The sequence below is a fragment of the Janthinobacterium sp. NKUCC06_STL genome, from assembly GCF_019345455.1.
In the GTDB taxonomy this organism is placed as follows: Bacteria; Pseudomonadota; Gammaproteobacteria; order Burkholderiales; family Burkholderiaceae_D; genus Janthinobacterium; species Janthinobacterium rivuli.
On sequence record NZ_JAHKQY010000001.1, the window covers coordinates 1,775,511 to 1,794,135 of the forward strand.

At 62.4% G+C, this 18,625-nt stretch carries 17 protein-coding genes; 13 read left to right on the plus strand and 4 right to left on the minus strand.

Going from position 1 to position 18,625, the window contains the following annotated elements:
• Positions 1-150 precede the first annotated feature (150 nt).
• From KO539_RS08070 to KO539_RS08090, 5 genes are all read left to right on the plus strand, one after another.
• Positions 151-885 (plus strand): response regulator transcription factor, encoded by a 735-nt coding sequence (locus KO539_RS08070; protein WP_034746066.1) that lies wholly within the window; start codon positions 151-153, stop codon positions 883-885.
• Positions 882-2,429: a sensor histidine kinase N-terminal domain-containing protein gene (locus tag KO539_RS08075; RefSeq protein WP_374106355.1), complete on the plus strand. Its 1,548-nt coding sequence runs from the start codon at positions 882-884 to the stop codon at positions 2,427-2,429. The genes KO539_RS08070 and KO539_RS08075 overlap by 4 nt, the downstream gene beginning before the upstream one ends.
• Entirely contained in the window at positions 2,422-2,736 is a 315-nt protein-coding gene (locus KO539_RS08080; protein WP_219308298.1) for a DUF4212 domain-containing protein, read from the plus strand. The genes KO539_RS08075 and KO539_RS08080 overlap by 8 nt, the downstream gene beginning before the upstream one ends.
• Complete coding sequence (locus KO539_RS08085) at positions 2,733-4,781, plus strand: sodium:solute symporter family protein (protein ID WP_219308300.1); 2,049 nt, start codon at positions 2,733-2,735, stop codon at positions 4,779-4,781. The genes KO539_RS08080 and KO539_RS08085 overlap by 4 nt, the downstream gene beginning before the upstream one ends.
• Positions 4,782-4,867: 86 nt before the next feature.
• Positions 4,868-6,094, plus strand: a complete 1,227-nt coding sequence (locus tag KO539_RS08090; RefSeq protein ID WP_219308302.1) for a 6-phosphofructokinase — start codon at positions 4,868-4,870, stop codon at positions 6,092-6,094.
• Here the strand turns inward: KO539_RS08090 and KO539_RS08095 are convergent.
• Positions 6,091-6,927, minus strand: a complete 837-nt coding sequence (locus KO539_RS08095; RefSeq protein WP_219308304.1) for an IclR family transcriptional regulator — start codon at positions 6,925-6,927, stop codon at positions 6,091-6,093. The two genes, KO539_RS08090 and KO539_RS08095, sit on opposite strands and share 4 nt — an antisense overlap.
• Positions 6,928-7,091: 164 nt before the next feature.
• Between KO539_RS08095 and KO539_RS08100 the strand changes: the two genes are divergently transcribed.
• Positions 7,092-8,708: a GMC family oxidoreductase gene (locus KO539_RS08100; RefSeq protein ID WP_219308306.1), complete on the plus strand. Its 1,617-nt coding sequence runs from the start codon at positions 7,092-7,094 to the stop codon at positions 8,706-8,708.
• Positions 8,709-8,835: 127 nt separating this feature from the next.
• Positions 8,836-10,167: an MFS transporter gene (locus KO539_RS08105; RefSeq protein WP_219308308.1), complete on the plus strand. Its 1,332-nt coding sequence runs from the start codon at positions 8,836-8,838 to the stop codon at positions 10,165-10,167.
• A 64-nt stretch (positions 10,168-10,231) separates the two neighbouring features.
• On the opposite strand, the gene purM is transcribed toward KO539_RS08105, so the two are convergent.
• Positions 10,232-11,275 carry a phosphoribosylformylglycinamidine cyclo-ligase gene (gene purM / locus KO539_RS08110; protein WP_034788683.1) on the minus strand — a complete coding sequence of 348 codons (1,044 nt, stop codon included), beginning with the start codon at positions 11,273-11,275 and terminating at the stop codon, positions 10,232-10,234.
• A 188-nt stretch (positions 11,276-11,463) separates the two neighbouring features.
• On the opposite strand from purM, the gene KO539_RS08115 reads away from it, so the two are divergent.
• From KO539_RS08115 to panB, 6 genes are all read left to right on the plus strand, one after another.
• Positions 11,464-12,546 (plus strand): AI-2E family transporter, encoded by a 1,083-nt coding sequence (locus KO539_RS08115; RefSeq protein ID WP_034746048.1) that lies wholly within the window; start codon positions 11,464-11,466, stop codon positions 12,544-12,546.
• Between the two features lie 76 nt (positions 12,547-12,622).
• On the plus strand, positions 12,623-13,291 hold the full coding sequence (hda, locus tag KO539_RS08120; protein ID WP_034788687.1) for a DnaA regulatory inactivator Hda: 669 nt from the start codon (positions 12,623-12,625) through the stop codon (positions 13,289-13,291).
• Positions 13,291-13,962, plus strand: coding sequence for an HAD family phosphatase (locus KO539_RS08125; protein WP_035828308.1), 672 nt, complete (start codon positions 13,291-13,293; stop codon positions 13,960-13,962). Before hda ends, KO539_RS08125 begins: the two co-directional genes overlap by 1 nt.
• Positions 13,955-15,331, plus strand: a complete 1,377-nt coding sequence (gene pcnB / locus KO539_RS08130; protein ID WP_099401752.1) for a polynucleotide adenylyltransferase PcnB — start codon at positions 13,955-13,957, stop codon at positions 15,329-15,331. Before KO539_RS08125 ends, pcnB begins: the two co-directional genes overlap by 8 nt.
• Positions 15,331-15,807: a 2-amino-4-hydroxy-6-hydroxymethyldihydropteridine diphosphokinase gene (gene folK / locus KO539_RS08135; RefSeq protein WP_219308310.1), complete on the plus strand. Its 477-nt coding sequence runs from the start codon at positions 15,331-15,333 to the stop codon at positions 15,805-15,807. The genes pcnB and folK overlap by 1 nt, the downstream gene beginning before the upstream one ends.
• Before the next feature lie 109 nt (positions 15,808-15,916).
• The gene (gene panB / locus KO539_RS08140; protein ID WP_176388229.1) at positions 15,917-16,792 is read left to right on the plus strand and encodes a 3-methyl-2-oxobutanoate hydroxymethyltransferase; all 876 of its coding nucleotides are present in this window, start codon (positions 15,917-15,919) and stop codon (positions 16,790-16,792) included.
• A gap of 165 nt (positions 16,793-16,957) precedes the next feature.
• Here the strand turns inward: panB and KO539_RS08145 are convergent, their stop codons facing one another.
• Positions 16,958-17,284, minus strand: coding sequence for a helix-turn-helix transcriptional regulator (locus KO539_RS08145; protein WP_035822549.1), 327 nt, complete (start codon positions 17,282-17,284; stop codon positions 16,958-16,960).
• 1 nt (position 17,285) lies between these two features.
• Complete coding sequence (locus KO539_RS08150) at positions 17,286-18,575, minus strand: type II toxin-antitoxin system HipA family toxin (protein ID WP_219308311.1); 1,290 nt, start codon at positions 18,573-18,575, stop codon at positions 17,286-17,288.
• Positions 18,576-18,625: the final 50 nt, after the last annotated feature.

An 18,625-nucleotide genomic window follows, 5' to 3' on the forward strand; every position in this document is an offset into this window, starting at 1 on the left:
CTGTATAAAAAAACAGTGATCAATGCAAGCGGAACGTGGATTTGTTTTGAAACAGATCAATACAAGCCTGGTTTCTCACAAAAACTCGCCACCTTGCGGAAAATGAAACACAATACAAACTTCTACCGCCGCAAGCATAGGAAGTGCACCATGCGTATTTTACTTGCCGAAGATGACAGCGTGCTGGCCGATGGCCTGACCCGCTCGCTGCGCCAGTCCGGTTATGCGATCGACTACGTCAAGACGGGCCAGGAGGCCGATACGGCCCTGTCCACCCAGGAATTCGACCTGCTGATCCTCGACCTGGGCCTGCCCAAGATGTCCGGCCTGGAAGTGCTGCGCCGCCTGCGCGCGCGCGCCTCGCTGTTGCCCGTGCTGATCCTGACGGCCGCCGATTCCATCGAACAACGCGTGAATGGCCTCGACCTCGGTGCCGATGATTATATGGCCAAGCCGTTCGCCCTGTCGGAACTGGAGGCAAGAGTGCGCGCCCTGACTCGCCGCGGCGCTGGCGGCGGCGCCACCATCATCAAGCACGGCCCCCTCAGCTACGACCAGGTGGGGCGCAGCGCCTACATCAACGACCAGATGCTCGACCTGTCGGCGCGCGAACTGGGCTTGCTGGAAATATTGCTGGGCCGCACCGGCCGCCTCGTCTCGAAAGAACAGCTGGTCGACCACCTGTGCGAATGGGGCGAAGAAGTGTCGAACAACGCCATCGAAGTGTATGTGCACCGCCTGCGCAAGAAAATCGAGGTGGGCGGCGTGCGCATCGCCACCGTGCGCGGCCTCGGCTATTGCCTGGAAAAATACTCGGAAGCGGCGCGCCTGAACGCCGAAGCAGGCGAGTCGGCCAGCCCGGCCAGCGGACCCGCCAGCAAGTGAAGGCGCGCGAGGCGCCAGCAGACGAGCCGGACGACGACGACTGGTTCGAGCCGCCCACCACGGAACAAGACGACACCATCGAGCATTCGCTGTTCGGCGAAATCCTCGACTGGATGCTGGCGCCCCTGCTGCTGCTGTGGCCGATGAGCATCGCCATCACCTATCTGGTGGCCAAGGGCATCGCCAATCAGCCGTTCGACCATGCGCTGGAAGACAGCGTGACCGTGCTCACGCAACAGGTCAAGCAGGCTGACGGCGCCATGCTGCGCCGCGTGCCGGACAAGAACGAAAAGAGCAGCAATAATAATGGCCGCGACTTCCTGCGCGGCGACGATATCGACACCCTGTATTATCTGGTGGTGGGGCCGCGCGGCGAATACCTCGACGGTGACCGCGATTTGCCGCCGCCGCAGGACCCCGACAAATACCGCAGCGGCATGGTGCTGTTTCGCAACGACACCATCCACGGCACGCCCGTGCGCGTGGCGTTCAGCTATCTCGACATTCCTTCCAGCAACGACGATGAGCCCAGCCGCGCACTGGTGCAAGTGGCCGAAACCTTGGAAAAGCGCGCCCAGCTGGCCAATGAAATCATCAAGGGCGTGATTTTGCCGCAGTTCATCATCCTGCCCGTGATCCTGGCCCTGGTCTGGTTTGCCCTGGCGCGCGGCCTGTCGCCGCTGGCGCAATTGCAGGAGCGCATACGCGCCCGGCCACCCGACGATTTATCGCCCATCGAATCGGGCCAGGTGCCCGAGGAAATCACGCCGCTGGTCGGCTCGCTCAACGAAATGCTGGCGCGGCTGTCGCTGTCGATCGACATGCAGAAACGCTTCATCGCCGATGCCGCGCACCAGATGAAGACGCCGCTGGCCGGCATGCGCATGCAGTCCGAGCTGGCGCTGCGCCAGACCGACCACGACGAAATCCACCGCTCGCTGCTGCAACTGGCGAAAAGCTCGGAAGCGGCCACGCGCCTGGTCAACCAACTGCTGGCCCTGGCGCGCGCGGAAAACCAGCCGCAGGCGGGCACGGCTTTCGAGCCGATCGAACTGAGCGAACTGGCGCGCGGCGTGGTGCAGGACTGGGTGCAAGCCTCGTTTGCCCAGCATATCGACCTGGGCTTCGAGCAGCCCGCGTATTCGATCATGATTTCCGGCAATGCCATGATGCTGCGCGAGCTGCTGAGCAACCTGATCGACAATGCCCTGCGCTATACGCCGGCCGGTGGCAGCGTCACGGTGCGCGTGCGCAGCACCCTGGAGCTGGCCATCCTGGAAGTGGAAGATACTGGCCCCGGCATTGCGCCGGCCGAACGGGCCCACGTGTTCGAACGCTTTTACCGCATTCTCGGCAGCAATGTCGACGGTAGCGGCCTGGGCCTGGCCATCGTGCGCGAAATTGCCCAGCAGCATGGCGCCGAAGTCGATATTTTTAACAATCCGCGCGCGCAGTCGCCGAAGCTGCCGGGCACCCTGTTGCGCCTGAGCATCGCCCTGCTGTTGCCGGACGCGCCAGAAGAGGATGACATCACGTATGGATAAGCCAAGCCCAAGCGCTCCCCCGGCGCGGCCGGCGCGCACGCCCAGCCCCGAGCTGCAGGCGCGCCGCGATGTGCACTGGCGCAAGACACGGCGCCTGACGGCCATCCTGCTGCTGGTCTGGCTGCTGACGGGCTTCCTGACCGTGTTTTATGCACGCGAACTGTTGCATTTAAATCTGTTCGGCTGGCCGCTGCCCTTTTATATGGCGGCCCAGGGCGCCTCGCTGGTCTACCTGGCCATCATCGCCTTGTATGCCTGGCGCATGCGGCGCCTGGACCGGGCTTTTCATGCCGAGGAGCAAACATGAGCGCCCAGCGCAGCTTCTTTGCGCGCCTGTGCCGCTACTACCTGCTGTTTACGGCCGGCTTCGCCGCCTTCCTGCTGGCTTTGTCCGTGCTGGAGCAGGAAGGCATGCCGCGCGCGTGGATCGGCTACCTGTTCATGCTCGTCACCATCACCCTGTACGCCACCATCGGCGTCATCAGCCGCACCTCGAACGTCACCGAATACTATGTGGCGGGGCGCCGGGTGCCGGCCATGTTCAACGGCATGGCCACGGCCGCCGACTGGATTTCGGCGGCCAGCTTCATCAGCCTGGCCGGCGGCCTGTACCTGAACGGTTTCGACGGCCTGGCCTTCATCATGGGCTGGACGGGCGGCTATTGCCTGGTGGCGCTATTGATCGCGCCCTACCTGCGCAAGTTCAGCCAGTACACGATTCCCGATTTCCTCGCCGCACGCTACGGCAGCGGCACCGACAAACGGGGTGCCAGCGTGCGCGTGGTAGCCGTGGCCGCCACCATCATCGTGTCGTTTACCTATGTGGTGGCGCAGATCTACGCCGTCGGCCTGATCGCCTCGCGCTTCACGGGCGTGGATTTTTCCGTCGGCATCTTCCTGGGCCTGGCCAGCATCCTCGTGTGCTCCTTTCTGGGCGGCATGCGCGCCATCACGTGGACGCAGGTGGCGCAGTACATCATCATCCTCGTCGCCTTTCTGATTCCCGCCATATGGCTGTCGGTCAAGCATGCGGACAATCCCGTGCCGCAGATCGCCTACGGCAAGGTGTTGCCGCAACTGAGCGCGCGCGAACACGTGCTGGAAACGGATCCGAAAGAAAACGAAGTGCGCGCCATCTTCCACCAGCGCGCCATCAGCTACCAGGCACGCATCGACGACTTGCCCGCTTCCTGGGAACAAGGCCATCTGACGGCCCAGCGCCAGCTCGATAGTTTGCGCCAGCGCAATGCCTCGCTGTTCGACATCCGCAACGCGGAACGCTATCTGATTGCCTATCCGAAAAGTCCGGATGAGGCACGCGTGCTGTGGCAGGCCGCGCAGGCGCAGAACCAGAAACGCGCCGAGCCCATCATTCCGCACGCGCAGCCGTTTCCCGCCGCCGACCGGGAGCAATCCGACATCAAGCGCAACAATTTCCTGGCCCTCGTATTCTGCATGATGCTGGGCACGGCCGCCCTGCCGCATATCCTCATGCGATCGTACACCACGCCCTCCGTGCACGAGACGCGCGTCTCCGTCTTCTGGACCCTGTTCTTCATCTTGTTGATCTACCTCACGATTCCCGCGCTGGCTGTGCTGGTCAAATACGACATTTACTCGGCGCTGGTGGGCACGCAATACGCGAACCTGCCCACCTGGGTGTCGTATTGGGCCAATGTGGACAAGCTCAGTCCCCTGATCAGCATCGTCGACGTCAACCGCGACGGCATCGTGCAACTGGCGGAAATTTCCATCGACGCCGACGTGCTGGTGCTGGCCACGCCCGAGATCGCCGGCCTGCCCTACGTGATTTCCGGCCTGGTGGCGGCCGGCGGCCTGGCTGCCGCCCTGTCGACGGCCGATGGCTTGCTGCTGGCCATCTCCAACGCCCTGTCGCACGACGTGTATTACAAGGTGGTCGACCCGACCGCCTCGACGCAAAAGCGCGTGACGATTTCAAAATTGCTGCTGCTGGCCGTGGCCTTCATCGCCGCCTATGCGGCCTCGCAAAAGCCGGCGGACATCTTGTCGCTGGTGGGCGTGGCCTTTTCCCTGGCCGCCTCGACCCTGTTCCCGCCGCTGGTGCTGGGCGTGTTCTGGCAACGCGCCAACTACCAGGGCGCGCTGGCCGGCATGCTGACGGGCTTTGGCGTGTGCCTGTATTACATGCTGCACACAAGCACCATGCTGGGAGGTAATGCCAGTGGTCAATGGATGCATATCGCGCCCATCTCCGCCGGCATCTTCGGCGTGCCGGCCGGCCTAGCCGCAGCCATCCTCGTCAGCTGGCTGACACCGGCGCCGGGACGCCGCAGCACGGGGCTGGTCGAGCATATTAGGGCGCCGGAATAAAAGCGCATCAAGACCTGGGGTAAAAAGACAGCGCCGCGGCAAAAAAGGAGTAGGCTGGAGGGCCGTTCCATTTACGAGGAAATCCCATGCCGTCTGGAAAAATTCTTGTTGCCCAGGGAGGCGGCCCGACCGCCGTCATCAACCAGTCGCTGGTGGGCGTGGTGCTCGAATCGCGGCGCTTTCAGCATGTCACGCGCGTGTATGGCGCGCTGCATGGCGTGCGCGGCATCGTCAATGAAGAATTCGTCGATCTGACGCAGGAAACCAGCCACAACCTGGAACTGGTGGCCGCCACGCCGTCCTCGGCCCTCGGTTCCACGCGCGACAAGCCCGACATTGCCTACTGCCAGCAAATCTTCGAAGTGCTGCGCGCGCACGAGATCGAACATTTCTTTTATATCGGCGGCAATGACTCGTCCGACACGGTGCGCATCGTCAGCGAGGAAGCGCACAAGGCCGGCTATCCGCTGCGCTGCATCCACATCCCGAAGACCATCGACAACGACCTGGTGGGCAGCGACCACACGCCCGGCTTTCCCTCGGCCGCGCGTTTCGTCGCACAAGCGTTCGCCGGCGCCAACCTCGACAACGCGGCCTTGCCCGGCGTGTACGTGGGCGTGGTGATGGGCCGCCACGCGGGCTTCTTGACGGCCGCCTCGGCGCTGGGCAAGAAGTTCCCCGACGATGGCCCGCACCTGCTCTACCTGCCCGAGCGAGTCTTCGTGCTCGACAACTTCCTTGCCGACGTGAAGGCGACCTATGAAAAATATGGCCGCTGCGTGATCGCCGTGTCGGAAGGCATCCACGACGCTTCGGGCGAACCGATCGCCAGCCTGCTGGCCAAACAGGTGGGCAATGAGGTCGAACGCGATGCGCACGGCAATGTGCAATTGTCCGGCACGGGCGCGCTGGCCGACCTGCTGTGCGACGAAATCAAGGCCAGGCTCGGCATCAAGCGCGTGCGCGGCGATACCTTCGGCTATCTGCAGCGCTCCTTCATCGGCTGCGTCTCTGATGTCGATCAACGCGAAGCGCGCGAAGTGGGCGAGAAGGCGGTGCAGTTCGCCATGTGGGGCGACCGTGACGGCTCTGTTGCCATCAAGCGTACGGGCTTTTATTCCGTCGATTATGAATTGCTGCCGCTCACCGAGGTCGCGGGCAAGACCCGCACCATGGAAGACGAATTCATCAGCGCCAGCGGCACGGACGTCACCGATGCTTTCAGGTTATATCTGCGCCCGCTGCTGGGTTCGGGCATGCCCGATGCCTTCCGTCTGCGCGCCGCAAAAGTAGCGAAGGTCTTGAAACCTTAGCTGTTTTCCGCTAGCAATAGCGGCCGCAGCTTGACGGCCGCTTCTTTTAACTGCGGCACGTGTTGCAGCAGTTGCTCCACGGACTTGCGCGCCACAGGCGCGTGGCAGGCCACGGCCGCCACGATGCGCCCGTCGGCCGCGCAAATGGGCACGGCGACGGCCACCATGCCGTGCACGAATTCCTCGTCATCAATGCCGATGCCCAGGCGGGCGATGCGCACGATCTCGCGCTCCAGCAGCGCGGGATCCGTGATGCTTTTCGGCGTGCGCTCTTCCAGGCCCAGCATGGCCAGCAATTCGCGCCGCTCCAGCAGGGTCATGTGCGCCAGAAATAATTTTCCGCTGGCCGTGCAATGCATGGGCGCGCGCGAACCCAGCACCAGGTGCAGGCGCAGCGGTTCCTGCGTTTCCACGCGGTCCACGTAGACGATCGCATTGCCCTCGGGAATGGCCAGGTTGCACGTCTCGCCCGTGACCGCCACCAGGCTGCCCAGGATGCTGCGGCTCACGCGGATCAGGGCATTGTTGCGCAGGGTCGCCAGCGCCAGGTTGGTGGATGCCGCGCCGGGCACATAGCCGCGTCCCACGGGCGTGCGCAGCACATAGCCATGCTGTTCCAGGGTATCGAGCAAGCGCATCATGCTGGCCTTGGGCACCTGCATGCGCGTAGCCAGCTGCGACAGGGTCAAGGGCTGGCTGGCGCTGGCCAGGTGCTCAATCAGGCGCAGCACACGCAAGCCCCGCGCCTCGTCGCCATGACTGGCCGCCGTGCCAGCACCCGCTTGGTTGCCTTCTTCGGCCTCACCCGGCCGTTTTTGAAACGCATCATGCATGTTCTGTTTCACCTCTCGCGTATGCGGCTGTTTCCGCTTGTCCCGGTGCTGCACGTCTTTTATAAATGGAACCAGACGTTCCAAAAAATAACCAATAAAGACCAGTGTATCGCAAAAAATGCCCGCCGAGGCAGTTAGATACCGCAACGCAGGAGACAAGAGCAATGTTGCAAACACACTATGATTACATCGTTGTCGGCGCCGGTTCCGCCGGCTGCGTGCTGGCCAACCGGCTGTCGCATGACAGCAACAACCAGGTATTGCTGCTGGAAGCGGGCGGCAAGGACAACAATCCGTGGATACACGTACCGGTCGGCTATTTCAAGACCATGCACGATCCAAAGCTGGACTGGTGCTACCGCACGGAAGCGGACGCCGGCATCGCGGGGCGCCAGCTGCAATGGCCACGCGGCAAGGTGCTGGGCGGCTCCAGCTCGCTCAACGGCTTGCTGTACGTACGGGGCCAGAAGGAAGACTACGACCGCTGGGCCGAGCTGGGCAATGCAGGCTGGAGCTATGCCGAAGTGCTGCCCTATTTCAAGAAATCGGAAGACCAGGAACGCGGCGCCAGCGATTACCACGGCGTCGGCGGTCCATTGAAAGTGTCGGACCTGCGCCTGCGCCGTCCCATCGCGGAACACTTCATTGCCGGCGCCACGGAAAGCGGCATCCCCTTCAATGCCGATTACAACGGCGCCACGCAGGAAGGCGTCGGCTACTTCCAGCAGACGGCCAGCAAGGGCTTGCGCTGGAGCACGGCGAAAGCCTTCCTGCGGCCCGCCCGCAAGCGCGCCAACCTGCGCGTGGAAGTGCGCGCGCAAATCACCCGCGTGCTGTTTGAGGGCAAGCGCGCCGTCGGCATCGAATTCCGGCAGGATGGCCAGCTGCGCCAGGCGCGCGCCAGCGGTGAAGTGATTTTATGCGCGGGCGCCATCGGCTCGCCGCAAATCCTGCAATGCTCGGGCGTCGGACCGCGCGCCCTGCTCGATGAAGTGGGCGTGCCGCTGGTGCACGACTTGCCCGGCGTGGGACAGAACCTGCAAGACCATCTGCAAATCCGCCTCGTCTTCAAGACGCGATTGAAAACCCTGAACGATGAAGTCAACAGCCTGTGGGGCAAGCTGTGGGTGGGCATGCAATATGTATTTTCCCGCTCGGGACCTTTGACCCTGGCGGCCAGCCAGGTGACGGTGTTTACCCGCTCCTCGCCCGAGGTGGAGCGGCCCGACATCCAGTTCCACATGCAGCCGCTGAGCGCCGACAAGCCGGGCGAAGGCGCGCATCCGTTTTCCGCCTTTACATCGTCCGTGTGCCAGCTGCGCCCGCACAGCCGCGGCCACGTGTCGATCAAGTCCGCCGATCCATTTGCCTATCCGGGCATCTACCCGAACTATCTGTCCGACCCGCGCGACCAGAAAACGGCGATTGCCGCCCTGCGCGTGGCGAGAAAAATCGCCGCCGCCCCGTCGCTGGCGCCGCACATCATTTCCGAGTTCGTGCCCGGCCCGCAGTTCGAAACGGACGAGGAACTGCTGGACGCGGCGCGGCGCTTCAGCCAGTCGATCTACCACCCCAGCGGCACCTGCAAGATGGGGCATGACGCCATGGCCGTCGTCGACGACCGCCTGCGCGTGCACGGCCTGCAGCACCTGCGCGTGGTCGACGCGTCGATCATGCCGGAAATCGTCTCGGGCAATACGAACGCACCCACCATCATGATCGCCGAAAAAGCGGCCGACATGATCCTGGCCGACGCCGTGCGCCTGCCCAAGGCAGCCTGACTCGCCCCCATTTCGTTCTCAAAGGAGGATGCCAGCGGCGGGCAGACGGCCCCGCCTCCAATGACTCGGCGACAAGCCAAGCATCAGAAAAAAACACATAATCGATATCGATTGGAGACTAGATATTATGGATAACAATACGAACCATCCGAAAAAGGCCAAAGAGCTACGGAAAGTCGTGATGGCCAGCGTGATCGGCGCCACCATCGAGTGGTACGACTTCTTTTTATACGGCGTCGTGGCCGGCATCGTGTTCAGCAAGCTGTATTTCCCGGGCGGCGATCCGCTCGTCTCGACCATGCTGGCCTACGGCACCTTCGCCGTGGGCTTTCTGTCGCGCCCCATCGGCGGCGTGATCTTCGGCCACTTCGGCGACAAGATCGGCCGCAAGAGCATGCTGGTGATGACCCTGATGATCATGGGCGTCTCCACCTTCCTGATCGGCGTGCTGCCGACGTATGAGCACATCGGCTACTGGGCGCCTGGCCTGCTGCTGTTCCTGCGCGTGCTGCAAGGTATCGGCCTCGGTGGCGAATGGGGCGGCGCCGTACTGATGGCGTATGAATATGCACCGCCGAAGGAGCGCGGTTTCTACGCCAGCCTGCCGCAGATCGGCCTGGCCATCGGCCTGTGCCTCGCTTCCGGCGTGGTGGCCATCCTCTCCTACAGCTTGAGCGATGCGCAGTTCCTGTCCTGGGGCTGGCGCGTCGCCTTCATCCTGTCGGCCGCCCTCGTCTTCATCGGCATGTGGATACGCTTGAACGTGATGGAAACGCCCGAGTTCCAGGCCGTCAAGGAGAAGAACGCGGAGACGCAAATCCCGTTCTTCGACCTGCTGAAACGCTATCCCGGCAATGTCTTGAAGGGCATGGGTGCGCGCTATATCGACGGCGTGTTCTTCAATATCTTCGGCGTGTTTTCCATCACCTATCTGACCAACACCATCAAGATCGATCGCACGGAAGCGCTGATGGGCGTGATGGCGTCGGCCGTCGTGATGTGCTTCTGCATACCCTTCTTCGGCCGCCTGTCGGACCGCATCGGCCGTACCAAGGTGTTTTTCTGGGGCTCGCTGATCACGGGCGTGTCGTCGATTCCCGCCTTCTGGATCATGCTCCACCACGCCGACAATCCGCTGCTGCTGTGGTGTTCCGTGATCATCCCGCTGGGCGTGCTGTATTCGGCCGTGTACGGCCCGGAAGCAGCCCTGTTCTGCGACCTGTTCGACGCCAAGGTGCGCTACACGGGCATCTCCTTCGTGTACCAGTTCTCCGGCATCTTCGCCAGCGGCCTGACACCCATCATCGCCACCTACCTGCTAAAAACGGGCAATGGCGAGCCGTGGCACATCGTCGGCTACATCCTGTTCGCCTCCCTCATCTCGGCCGTCAGCGTGGCCATGATCGGAAAAGGAGGCTCGCAGCCGGATGGCCGCATGAAGCCGGCGCACGCAAGGTAAGACCTGCGGACGTAAAAAAAGCAGGCCTCTCGCGAGTGCCTGCCTTTTCTATGCGTGTGATAACTTAGATCACGATGGTCTGGTGCTCGTCACCCACGCGGGCGCGGATGGTGCCGATGCGCGAGACGGTTTCGCCAGCCGCTTGCAGCTGGGCGATGGCGGCATCCGCGTTTTCCTGCGAGACGATGACGGTCATGCCAATGCCGCAGTTGAAGACGCGATGCATTTCGGCGTCAGCCACGCCGCCGTGCTGTTGCAGCCACGTGAACAGTGGCGGCATGGTCCATGCCTTCGAGTCCAGCTCGGCCACCAGGCCAGGCTGCAGCACGCGCGGGATGTTTTCCACCAGGCCGCCACCGGTGATGTGCACCATGCCCTTGACTTCCATGGCATCCATCAGCGCCAGCAGCGGCTTGACGTAGATGCGCGTCGGCTGCATCAGCACGTCGGCCAGTTTACGGCCGTGGAAGTCGCCTTCCAGGTCAGGTTTCGCCACTTCGATGATCTTGCGCACCAGCGAGTAACCGTTCGAGTGCACGCCCGACGAGGCCAGGCCCAGCACCACGTCGCCCGGGGCGATCTTGGTGCCGTCGATGATTTTCGATTTTTCCACGGCGCCGACGGCAAAACCTGCCAGGTCGTATTCGCCGGCCGGGTACATGCTCGGCATTTCCGCCGTTTCGCCGCCGATCAGCGCGCAACCGGCTTGTTCGCAACCCTGGGCGATGCCCTTGATGACGTCGGTGGCGATGGCCACGTCCAGCTTGCCGCAAGCGAAGTAGTCGAGGAAGAACAGGGGCTCGGCGCCTTGCACCAGGATATCGTTGACGCTCATGGCGACCAGGTCGATGCCGACCGTGTCATGGCGGTTCAGTTCGAACGCCAGGCGCAATTTGGTGCCGACGCCGTCGGTGCCGGAGACCAGCACTGGTTCCTTGTACTTCTTGCTGATTTCAAACATGGCGCCAAAACCGCCCAGGCCGCCCATCACGCCTTCGCGCAGGGTGCGCTTGGCAAACGGCTTGATTGCTTCGACTAAAGCGTCGCCTGCGTCGATATCGACGCCAGCGTCACGGTAGGAAAGGGAAACATTAGAAGTCTGGTTCATGGTGTGGTGGCAGCGGAGGCGGTAAAATAGAAGGCGGATACCCGCCGGCACGCGCGCGCAAGCATGTTTTTCAACATCGTACGGCAGGACGCCAGCGGGTGAATTCGGTCGATCAAGTCGCTATTTTATCAAACTGCCCCGCCATTTCGTAATTAACTGCCTTTTTTTAACGCAACAGCACAAACTACATGCCATTCGCCATCACCGCCGAGCAGAAGCAAACAGCATTTTGGATCGCGGTCTGGCTGGCATTTTTGCTGCTGCTCGTCAGCCTCGGTCCCATCCTGACGCCCTTCCTGGCCGCCGCCATCCTCGCCTATGTGCTCAATCCCGGCGTGGACCGCTTGCAGCGCCTGCATTACAAGCGTTTTTACGTGCCCCGTCCGCTGGCCGTGCTGGTCGTCGTAGTGTTGTTTTTCCTCGCCATTACGGCGCTCGTGCTGATCGTCGTGCCCGTGTTGCAGAAGGAAATCCCCTTGTTGCAGGCGCAAATCCCCCAATTTCTCAGCAAGGCGAACGAATTCCTGGCGCCGAAACTGCGCGACCTCGGCATCCGCGTGCGCCTGGATGGCACGGGCATCAAACGCATGCTGAGCCAGCAGATGGCCACCAGCGGCGATGAAATCTGGAGCACGGTGCTGGCCTCGGCGCGCATCGGCGGCACGGCCGTGCTGGGCTGGCTGGCCACCGTGGTGCTCATTCCCGTCGTGCTGTTTTATTTGTTGCTGGACTGGCACCCGATGCTGGCGCGCATCGCCGGCGCCGTGCCGCGCCGCTGGGTCGGCCGCACGGTGGGCATGGCGCAGGAAGTCGACACCTTGCTGGCGCAATACCTGCGCGGCCAGTTGCTCGTCATGCTGGTGCTGGCCACGTACTACTCGGTGGCGCTGGCCATAGCCGGTTTTGAAGTGGCATTGCCTGTGGGCATCATCACGGGCTTGCTGGTATTCATCCCCTACCTGGGCTTCGGCCTGGGACTGATGCTGGCCCTGATCGCCGCCCTGCTGCAGTTTGCCGACTGGAGCGGCGTCATCGCCGTGGCCGTCATCTACGGCTGCGGCCAGGTCATCGAAGGCTTTTTCCTCACGCCGCGCCTGGTGGGCGAGCGCATCGGTTTAAATCCGCTGGCCGTGATCTTCGCCTTATTGGCTTTCGGACAATTGTTCGGTTTCGTCGGCGTTTTGCTCGCTTTACCCGCTTCTGCCGTGCTGATGGTCGCTTTTAAGCATCTAAGACGCCACTACCTCTCCAGCAGCTTCTATAATACCTAGTAAAAGCGGATATCATATCAACCTAGCAATACCACGATGCACATGCAGTAATGAAAAACAGGACAAGGCGTACGCCATGAAACAACTGGTGCTCGATTTAGGCACAGACCAGGCGCACAGCCTCGATACCTTCGAGGTGGGACAGAATGCCGAAGTGGCGCAGCTGATGCGCCAGTTCGCCGCGCGCACGTCGCGCGAACATTTTGCCTACTTGTGGGGCGAACTGGCCGCCGGCAAGAGCCACCTGCTCAAGGCCCTGGCCAGCACCGAGCGCGCGCGCTATATTTCGCCATTCTCGATCGAGTCCGAATTCGTGTATTCGCCCGACGTCGACCTGTACCTGCTCGACGACTGCGAAAAACTGTCGCCGCTGGCGCAGATCGACGCCTTTGCCCTGTTCAATGAAATCCGCGCCAACAAGGCCTATATGGTGTGCAGCGGCGCCGTGCCACCGGCCGTGCTGCCCGTGCGCGAAGACTTGCGCACGCGCATGGGCTGGGGCCTGATCTACCAGATCCACGGCTTGACCGACGATGAAAAAATCGCCGCCCTGACCCAGGCGGCCACCACCCGCGGCTTGACCTTGTCGCCCGGCGTGTTACCCTATCTGCTGTCCCATTTCCGGCGCGACATGCGTTCGCTGTCGACAATGCTGGACTCTCTCGACCTCTACTCCCTTGAAACCCAACGCCCAATCACCTTGCCATTGTTGCGCGAGTTGCTGCAGGCGGAAGCGAAAGAATGATGAATCTGGCCCTGTTTGACCTCGACCACACCCTGCTGCCCATCGACTCGGATCACGAGTGGGGCGAATTCCTGGTACGCATCGGTGCCGTGGACGCCGCCGAATTCACCCGCCGCAACGACGAATTTTTCGCGCAATACCAGGCCGGCACGCTCGACCCGGTGGAATACCTGGAATTTTCCCTCGGCACCCTGGCGCAATTCCCGCGCGAACGCCTCGAAGCGCTGCACCGGCAATTCATGGCTGAAGTGGTCATGCCGGCCATCCGCCCGGAAGTCGTGGCCCTGCTGAAGCAGCACCAGGACGCGGGCGACCTGCTGGCCATCGTCACTGCGACCAACCATTTCATCACCAAACCCATCGCCGATGCGCTGGGCGTCGAGCACTTGCTGGCCGCCATGCCCGAGTATGACGACGCAGGCAATGTCACGGGCAAGCTGGTTGGTACGCCGACCCTGGGCGCGGGCAAGCTGACCCACACCCACGCCTGGCTGGAAAAGATGGGCAAGGAACTGGGGCAGTTCGAGCGCAGCTATTTTTACAGCGATTCGCACAACGACATTCCCCTGCTGTCGGTCGTGACCCACCCTGTCGCGACCAACCCCAATACCGCTTTGAGCGCACACGCATCCCTCCACGGCTGGCCATCACTTCACTTATTCAATGATTAAAAAATTCATCCGCAAGATCCTCGGCGTTAAAAAAGAGGCAGCGCGCGACACCACGGCACCCATCGTGCTCGGTCCTGCGCAACACGGAATCGACCCGAAACTGGTGTCGTCGAATGCCATCCGCGTCACCAGCAGCCTGCAGGAAGCGGGCTTCGAGGCCTTTGTCGTCGGCGGCGCCGTGCGCGACCTGCTGCTGGGCGTGAAACCGAAAGACTTCGACATCGCCACCAACGCCACGCCGGAACAGGTCAAGCGCCTGTTCCGCCGCGCCTTCATCATCGGCAAGCGCTTCCAGATCGTGCACGTGATGTTCGGCCAGGACTTGCTGGAAGTGACGACCTTCCGCGGCGCCGGCGCCGACTCCGCGCCGAAGGATGAACATGGCCGCGTCCTGCGCGACAACACCTTCGGCTTGCAGCACGAAGACGCGCTGCGCCGCGACTTCACCATCAACGCCATGTACTACAACCCGGCCACGCAGGAAGTGCTCGACTACCACGGCGGCGTGGAAGACATCCGCGCCCAGACCCTGCGCATGATCGGCAAACCGGAAGAGCGCTACCGCGAAGACCCCGTGCGCATGCTGCGCGTGGTGCGCTTCGCCGCCAAGCTGAAATTCACCATCGAGCCGCACACGGCCGCGCCGATCCCCATCATGGCGCCGCTGATCAACAACGTGCCCGCCCCGCGCGTGTTCGACGAGATGCTGAAACTGCTGATGAGCGGCCACGCGCTGGCCTGCCTGCAGCAGCTGCGCAAGGAAGGCTTGCATCACGGCCTGCTGCCGCTGCTCGACGTGGTGCTGGAGCAGCCGCTGGGCGCGAAATTCGTCACCCTGGCACTGGACGCCACGGACCAGCGCATCGCGGCCGGCAAGACCGTCTCGCCAGGCTTTTTGTTTGCCTCGCTGCTGTGGCACCAAGTACTGGAAAAATGGACGGCTTACCGCGCCGCCGGCGAGTCGACCATTCCCGCGCTGCACCTGGCGGCCGACGACGTGCTCGATTCGCAAACGGAAAAACTGGCCTTGCAGCGCAAGATCGGCTCCGACATGCGCGACATCTGGTCGATGCAGCCGCGCTTCGAGCGCCGTGTCGGCAAGGCGCCGTACAAACTGCTCGAGCACCTGCGCTTCCGCGCCGGCTACGACTTCCTGCTGCTGCGCTGCGCCTCGGGCGAGATCGACATGGACATCGGCGAATGGTGGACGGCCTTTTATGAAGGCGACGAGGAAACGCGCGAAGCGCTGCTCGTCAGCGCCAATGCCGCACCGGGCGCCGTCAAGAAAAAGCGTCCGCCACGCCGCAGCACGCGCAGCAAGACCAGCACGGGCGGCGGTTCGACCACCGGCAGCAGCAGCGGCGAATAATGGTAGTCATTGCTTACATCGGTATCGGTGCCAACCTGGGCGACGCGCGCGCGAATGTGCACGATGCCATCGCGCGACTGGCGCGCCTGCCTGGCGCATCGCTGCTGGACGCCTCGGCCAGCTACCGCACGGCGCCCATAGCTTCCAGCGGTGACGACTACATCAACGCCGTGGCGCGCATCAGCACCACCCTGCCGGCAGAGGAACTGCTGCTGGCCCTGCACGCCATCGAGGCGGCGCACGGGCGCGAACGGCCCTACCGCAACGCCCCGCGCACCCTGGACCTGGACTTGCTGCTGTACGGCGATGAGCAGATCGCCAGCGCCACCCTGACGGTGCCGCATCCGCGCCTCACCGAACGCGCCTTCGTGCTGGTGCCGCTCTTGGCCCTGGCGCCCGCCATCGTCGTGCCCGGACTCGGGCCGGCGCAAGACTACCTGGCCACGGTGGCCGACCAGGCCATCAGCCGGCTCTGAACCGCTGCGCCAGACATACACTACAATGCCGTCCCTGCAGCACGCCGCATAAAGTACTACACTAGCGGCGTCGCAATCGCATCACCCCCTTTCACTCTAGAGAATACCTATGTCCGCTTATTTGCAAGGAACAGATCTGGCCGCAAAAGACAAGGCCGCCACACCGGCGCCGGCGCCATCCAAGCCTGTCGCCAACAAGGCCGTGACCATCCACACGCTGGCTACGCTGCGCGCCGCCGGCGAAAAGATCACCATGCTGACCTGCTATGACGCCAGCTTCGCGTCCCTGATGGACCGCTGCGGCGTGGAGATCCTGCTGATCGGCGATTCGCTCGGCATGGTCTGCAATGGCCATAGCTCCACCCTGCCCGTCACCGTGGCCGAACTGGCTTACCACACGGCTTCCGTGGCGCGCGGCAGCAAGTCCGCCATGATCGTTGCCGACCTGCCGTTCGGCGCGTACGGCACGCCCGAGACAGCCTATGCCAACGCCGTCATCCTGATGCAGGCTGGCGCGCACATGATCAAGATCGAAGGCGGCGCCTGGCTGGCCGAGACCGTGCGTTTCCTTTCCGAGCGTGGCATTCCCATCTGCGCCCACATCGGCCTGACGCCGCAATTCGTGCACCAGCTGGGCGGCTATAAAGTCCAGGGCAAGAGCACGGAAAGCGCGGCGGAACTGAAGAACGACGCGCTGGTGCTGCAAAACGCGGGCGCCGCCATCGTGCTGATGGAAGCCATGCCGACGCAACTGGGCAAGGAAGTGACCGACATGCTGACGATTCCGACCATCGGCATCGGCGCAGGTCCCGACTGCTCGGGCCAGGTGCTCGTCATGCACGACATGCTGGGCGTCTTCCCAGGCCGCAAAGCGCGCTTCGTGCGCAACTTCATGGAAGGCGCGGCCAGCATCGACGACGCCGTCACCGGCTACGTCAAAGCCGTCAAGGATGGCAGCTTCCCGGCGCTGGAACACTGCTTCTGATCCAAGTAACCCCCATAAATTATTGTGATTTCTGACTTCCATAACCGGCACTCTGCGGCGTTGCCCACCGCTCGCAGTGCTCGCACTGCGTCGCGGCGGACGCCTTGCATAGCATCCGGCTATGTTCGTCATAATTTCACAATAATTTCCTGAGGATTACTTAGCCTATTGAGGCGATATCGCTCCGGTACTTGCCGGGGCGATTTTTTTTTCGCGTAGCGTTTCTGTCCGTACAAACGCCACCTCCAGTCCAAAAAACTGTCCGATGCGATTCAGCGACTGGATGGTCGGGTTGCCCTTGCCGTTCTCGATTTCCTTGATGGTTTTCAGGCTGACTCCTCGGTGTTCCGCAAATTGCGCCTGCGTCATGCGCGAGATGGCGCGCATCTCCTTCACCGCATGCTGGAGCGTGACTTCACCGCGCGCGATGGCGTCGTAGAGCACCGCCCTGCGCTGCCTGAGCTGTTCCTTGTCGATATGGGTGCGCGCCATCTCAGTGCTCCCCCAGCGCGCTCAATTGTTCGATCTGCGTGGCGATGTGAGGCCTGAGAAAGGCGACGATATCATCATCCACGCCTGCCTGCAGCATGCGCCGCTCCAGCTCGACGAGTCGTTGGCCGAAGCGGTAAAGTTCAACCTGAATGTGATTGCGCTCCACGTCGGCAATATCCATGGCGGCCAGAATGGCAGGCCATGCATGCAGCTCTTTTTTGCTGACCGGATGGTACCAGCGCGCTGCCCGTGCAATGCCTGCCGGGTCCAGATACATGGGCGCAAAATCGAACAACGGCGTGAGACGCACGTTGGCACCGATCTTTTGAACGGCGGTATTGCGTGCGTGGTTGTCGGTATTGCGCATGGCCAGGTTCAATATGTCGCGCTTGAGGAATTCAACGGTCTCGGTGGTCTTGTCGCTGACGACGGCGCGCAATGCCTGCAACAGCTCGAACTGGCTGGGCGAAGCTTCAAATCCAACGATGCCGGCTAACGAAGCCGCACTTTCCTGATGCAGGCGAAGTACCTTGCCATCCCGGACTATCCGGTCAAAGCGTGGAATGAACAGGGTATCTTCCTGGTAGCGAAGCTCGCCAGCCGTGCGCAAGCCCATCGCACTCGCCACGCGCATGTAGGCCGCTTCATTTCTCAGCACCTTGTCATCGCTCGGGGTCTTGCCCCGCGCCCGCTTGACGATAAAATGCGCTGCCGCGCGCTCGTCGGCCAATGCGCCATCCGCATGCCACATTCCCTCATGGTCCGTCGTCAGCAAATATTTCGGCGCCGCGCCCTGGACACCGAGGCTACCTGCTGCCAGCATGCTGTGTACCAGCATGCGTTCGTGAAATACCTCGCCGCGGCCAATGATGTCTTCCAATGACAACCCGTGCATGGGTGTGTCGGTCTCGTGGCGGGCAAGATGCTGTTCATAGTATTGCACTGCCTCGGCAACGCGGACACACCCGATGGGATTGAAGGCACCGGCGCACATCAACGGAAAATCGGCGGCAGGACCATCCGCCAGTTGCAGCTGCCCCAGCAGATACGCCCGCCCACTCCCCTGGGGGATCAGGTCAAACACAAAGGCTGGCCATTGCGCCAACCTCTGCATATCTGCCGTGACGGGAAAGCGCAGCGATACGGGTTCGACTTTTTTCTCGAAGGCATAATCGAGGTCGTACTCAAACAGCGTGGCAGTACGGGGGTTGCCGCCGGCGGGTTCGAGCAGGGTAAGCAATGCACAATCTTTCCATACTTCCTCATGAAAGATTTGAAAATGATACTCCATACCGCCCCCAAAATAGTCCCTATAACACCTAATTTAGCATATTTTTGCCA